Genomic DNA, 4,645 nt, shown 5'->3' on the forward strand with positions numbered 1-4,645 from the left:
TGTCAAATCAATCGGGGGAATCAAACTACGGCTGATAAACGCCCCAATCGTCATCTGTTACGTAATTCTGGTGAAATCTTTGAGGTATGTGACCAGTTAATTATGCTTTACCGCGATGCTGTCTACACAAAAGACCCAAGCGATCGCACTATTGAGTTGATTGTTGAGAAAAACCGCCTTTACGGTAAGCTCGGCACTGCGACCATGTTATGCGATTTATCCACATCGAAATTTTTGAACTTGGCGAGATAATTTGATGCGATGAACTTTTTTTAAGTTTTAGAGGTCGATATATGAAAGCGCTATCTGTTCGTCAGCCTTGGGCATGGGCAATTATTTATGCTCTCAAAAATATTGAAAACCAAGGCTGGCCTATTCATTATCGAGGTGATATTCTCATCCATGCAGCGAAAAAGTGTACCAAGAAGGAATATGAAATCGCCTCTGTCTTCTTTCAAAGCATGGGCGTGTCTATTCCAGAGTTAAAGAGTCTCCGTCGCGGCCAAGTTATCGGCGTTGTCACAATAGTCGATTGCAAGTTTTCACAAGTTGCGTCTGGCTGGGGGATGCCTGGGCAATACCACTGGAAGCTGGAGAATCCACGCGAGATTGCACCGATTCCTTACATTGGTCAACTGGGGATTTTTGAAGTGCCTGATGATTTGGTCATAGAGGTGGCTGCATGATTAAATCAGTAATAGCTGAGTTATCTCCAATACCCGAAAAATTCTTAGAGGATGACCTTGAAGCCGCACAGCTTCATAGTCGAGAATGCCTCTATCCGTACATTAAAAAGAAAAAATTACTTCAAAAAACTGAGGTATATCAAACACCTTCTGGTTCTACTGCACCAGTAGAGTTTACGTTATCTGGGACACCCGAAAAATTCTTAGAGGACGACATTAAAAGCTCACAACTTCATAGCCAAGGATGCCTATATCCGTACCTCGAAAAGAAAAAGCTACTTGATGGCTCAATAGTTTTTTACCCACGAGTTATATGTGAGCGTGACCCAAACAACCCGACTCATTACCGATGGGCATATAACTGGGAAGAACGAGTTGATGGAGTATGGAAAGGGCGAAGTATAGGCTCAATTCCCCCTGGCGCTGTTCCAATGATTCGTCTAATGCAACAGCAGGGGGCAACTAAGGAAGATATTATCGCTTTTATCAAAAGAGCGAAATCCAAAAAGCCATCACCAAAATTAGATGTCTGCAAAAATTCTGATAACACAAAAATAAAACCAACACTTCCAGATAATGCTCCGATCGCTGTAGTACTTTTCGCTGGTGGCGGCGGGATTGAAGCTGGCATGGTTGAAGCCGGGATTCGTCCAGTCATTGCGGTGGAATTCGACCCCACAAAACCAGACTTGAGCAGGGCGATAGCCTTTACCCATCACCACAACTTTAGCGAGTATGGCTGTAGAATAATACAACTAACAGTCCAAGAAGTAGCGCAATCAGGATTTCTGGGTTTTCCGCGCTGCCCCGATTACCTCCATGCCTCCCCGGTGTGCGCCAACTTCAGTCAAGCTCACACAGCTAAAGCGGGTAAAGGTGGGGAAACTAGCGATGATCTGACCGCAGCGATCGCTGTGGCAGAAGCCGTCCGGCAGTTGCAGCCACGGGTGTTTACGCTGGAGAATGTGCCGCGCTATCAAGAAAGTGAGAGTTTCACTGCTATTTTGGAAACTCTCGAAGAATATAGATACTTGATTGATTATAGCGTGGTGAATATGGCTGATTTCGGACTACCCCAGGCGCGTCGGCGGTTAGTCCTGATTGCAAGTAGGGGGTTTCGCGTTACCTTACCTTCGGGAACTACACCTTGTGGTTGGTACGAGGCGATAGTCCATCTCATCCCCACAATGACTGATTCACAGCTTCTACCTAAACAGCAACAAGCTTTAGAGAAATTTTTAGCCGAGAATGCGCCAACAGCACTGTTGATTGAACGGGTTGGGGGACGCAAGTTACCCAAGTACAAGCCAGGGTCGCACCCCGCTAATACCATTCTGCGATCACATTTCACTGACCACAAAGGCTGTAACCGCAATAAATTTGCTGATATTTGGCTACCTGATGGTACTACCAAGTCTTTGACAATTCCTGGGGCTGCAATCTTGCAAGGGTTTCCCAGTTGGTATGAATTTCCCAACGAAGCTGCTACGGCGGGGTCAATTATCGGCTATTCCGTGCCTCCCAGTTTTGTCGTGCAGTTATTTACTCACATACAGAAACAATTATCAGGAGCATTTTTATGACAAACCGAGAGCAACTCACTTGAAATGTGTTGGTACAGGTAAGGAACAGGACAACTAACAAGCAGGGGACAGAAAAGAAGAAGCACAGAGGTTGTGCAGTGGGAGCGAGTTTCCGCCTGCTTTAATGGTTTTCTTTCCTTAGCGACAGTTTACATCTGGGTTCGCATAATTTTATTCGTGGGATAGATTCATAGCTGCCTTCAGCAAGAACTGCCCTCTGCCTTTCTCGATGAGTTATCTCAAAAAGATTAAGGGTAAGTAATTCGGATTAACTACCAACAGTTTTGAAATCATTTTAGTTAAAATGCCCTAATTAAAGTTCCTAGAGTTGGCGTACCTAAAACTGAAGAGGCTAAATTCCCTGGGATATTCCCATCAATTATCCAGCAGTCAATCCCTAAACTAGAAATATTCAAAAACTCCTCAACTTTCTTAGCCATCCCGCCAGTAACATCTACTGATTTGCTCTTGCCCAAGAAAGGTCTAATCTGAAAATAGTTAGCTTGAGTAATATTGGAAACTACTTGCCCATCTTGATCATATACACCTGCATAATTCCCAACATTTATTAGTCGAATTTTAAACTTACCTTGAAGATAAAAGTATTTCGCTAGTTCTGCAAGCATTACATCTGTCGAGAAGACAGTCCCACCAATAGCTTGATCTAGAACGACATCACCGAAAACTAAAGGAATTAAACCTGTTTGTAGACTACTTTCTATCACACTATAGTCACTCTTCAATAGTTTTTTGTTGTGAGTGATTATCATAGTAATAGGTGGTAAACTTACCACTGGCAAACCTGCCTGTAAAAACTTTTTAGCTAGGAGAAAATTTAAATCTAAAGCATCTTGATGGACTAAGCAGAACCCTAGTTTTTCTTCCTCACCTGAAAAACCGTTAATTGTATTATATTTACTCGCTGATTGGTGGGCGAAAGAACCAGCACCGTTACCAATAATAAGTTTCAGATTAGGATTTTCACGTTTGATCAGCCTCACTTGCTCAACCAGTTGTGTTATAACTTCTCTCCGAGCAGTATAGGGTTTATCCTTGTCAATAATTAAGGAACCTCCTAGCTTCACTAATACTAATTCCACCATAAAATATTAAATGAGGAAAGACAAAAACTTATAAAAAACTAATCCTAGACAAAAAAAATCAAAATTGCTAATAATTTCAACACAATTTAATTCGTTTGCTATGTAATACTCTCCAGTTCAAGTTTTGTAATTTACGCAAAAAGAACGAAAAACTTTTAAAGCTGCACTATACAAGGATTAGACGCAATCAACCAAGCTCAATGCAACACCCTTGGTTGAGTGCGTGTAAACCAATGGTTATCAAAATTTGGTCAAACATGAATGCACCATTACCCCAAGGAGTAATCGTAGGCTGTGGAGGGGCGGTTGTAACAAGGGCACAGAAGAGGCGATCGCTTACGTTAGACGCACTTTCACAAAAATACTCTACTGATTTATTCACATCAATAGAGTATATAAATTTACTATAATCACCTTTTACCAGATTCAGTTTATACTTTGGCAAATATTTATACCTCTGTATAAGTACTGTACAAGGGCGATTGTGTGCGATGGCGTACCCGCCCACCTTCTTGTGATCGCTCAAGGCAAGGCTGTCGTGAAGTACCGCAGATTACAATGGCGGCAATCGCCATTGCAACCGTGTTTTGAGGGAGCAGTACAGGCTAAAAATGAGCAAACTATAAATTTTATTTTAAAGATTTGATGAACTTCAGCACAAACACTAGTTTTTTTTGCTATATGGAGTATTTTCATTGTAGTGCAAAAAGGTATTCACATTTATTCAGTACCTAACATGAGCTAAATCTTAGGATTTAGTTTGTTCGCTCAGGAGCATTACAACTATGTCTAAAAAAAATATTTTCAACAAAATTACTACCGCTCTGGCCACTAGTACCGCCCTTTCTCTGGCGCTCATAGTAGATTTACCTAAAGCTAAAGCATTTTCCCTAATTCAGGAAGATTTGTTTTTTGGACGTAATATTGCCGGAGGTCAAGAGGTATCCCAGAGCGAGTTTCAGGCTTTTGTTAATGGTGTAATTACCCCTCGTTTCCCATCAGATTTAACAATTTTTGATGCCAATGGGCAATTCTTGGACAGTACAGGAAAACTCATCGAAGAACCTGCCAAAGTTGTTACCCTTTTCCGAGAAGACACTCCAACAAACGAAGTTTCTATCAGCGAGATTGTTAGGGCATACCGTAAGCAGTTCAATCAAGAAAGTGTTTTGCAAGTGGCAAACTTTGACGAGCTTGCAGTTAGCTTCGATTCAGGTGAGGATTTATTTAACAACAGTTCAGTTCCAAAGCTCATCCAAACGGATTTATTTTT

General features: G+C 41.7%; 6 protein-coding genes. 4 read left to right on the forward strand and 2 right to left on the reverse strand.

Annotated features, from left to right (window positions below; translation table 11 throughout):
* From H6G97_RS45735 to H6G97_RS45745, 3 genes are all read left to right on the forward strand, one after another.
* Positions 1–252 (forward strand): DnaB-like helicase C-terminal domain-containing protein (locus H6G97_RS45735; RefSeq protein ID WP_242056074.1); only part of this gene is annotated, 252 nt, incomplete at its 5' end.
* A gap of 41 nt (positions 253–293) precedes the next feature.
* On the forward strand, positions 294–686 hold the full coding sequence (locus H6G97_RS45740) for an ASCH domain-containing protein (protein WP_190947044.1): 393 nt from the start codon (positions 294–296) through the stop codon (positions 684–686).
* Entirely contained in the window at positions 683–2,269 is a 1,587-nt protein-coding gene (locus H6G97_RS45745) for a DNA cytosine methyltransferase (RefSeq protein ID WP_242056075.1), read from the forward strand. The genes H6G97_RS45740 and H6G97_RS45745 overlap by 4 nt, the downstream gene beginning before the upstream one ends.
* A 299-nt stretch (positions 2,270–2,568) precedes the next feature.
* On the opposite strand, the gene H6G97_RS45750 is transcribed toward H6G97_RS45745, so the two are convergent.
* A complete protein-coding gene (locus H6G97_RS45750) occupies positions 2,569–3,372 on the reverse strand; it encodes an isopentenyl phosphate kinase (RefSeq protein WP_199350125.1) in 804 nt (267 codons plus the stop codon).
* A gap of 187 nt (positions 3,373–3,559) precedes the next feature.
* Positions 3,560–3,817: a hypothetical protein gene (locus H6G97_RS45755; protein ID WP_190947045.1), complete on the reverse strand. Its 258-nt coding sequence runs from the start codon at positions 3,815–3,817 to the stop codon at positions 3,560–3,562.
* Positions 3,818–4,157: 340 nt separating this feature from the next.
* Here H6G97_RS45755 and H6G97_RS45760 point away from each other — a divergent pair.
* A partial coding sequence (locus tag H6G97_RS45760) for a DUF3574 domain-containing protein (RefSeq protein WP_190947046.1) occupies positions 4,158–4,645 on the forward strand: 488 nt, incomplete at its 3' end.

Origin of the sequence: Nostoc flagelliforme FACHB-838 (assembly GCF_014698065.1) — a bacterium.
Taxonomy (GTDB): domain Bacteria; phylum Cyanobacteriota; class Cyanobacteriia; order Cyanobacteriales; family Nostocaceae; genus Nostoc; species Nostoc flagelliforme_B.

Excerpts from the sequence above, each read along its gene's own strand:
- H6G97_RS45740 (WP_190947044.1), top strand. The coding sequence starts at position 294 with ATGAAAGCGCTATCTGTTCGTCAGCCTTGGGCATGGGCAATTATTTAT.
- H6G97_RS45745 (WP_242056075.1), top strand. The coding sequence starts at position 683 with ATGATTAAATCAGTAATAGCTGAGTTATCTCCAATACCCGAAAAATTC.
- H6G97_RS45750 (WP_199350125.1), bottom strand. The coding sequence starts at position 3,372 with ATGGTGGAATTAGTATTAGTGAAGCTAGGAGGTTCCTTAATTATTGAC.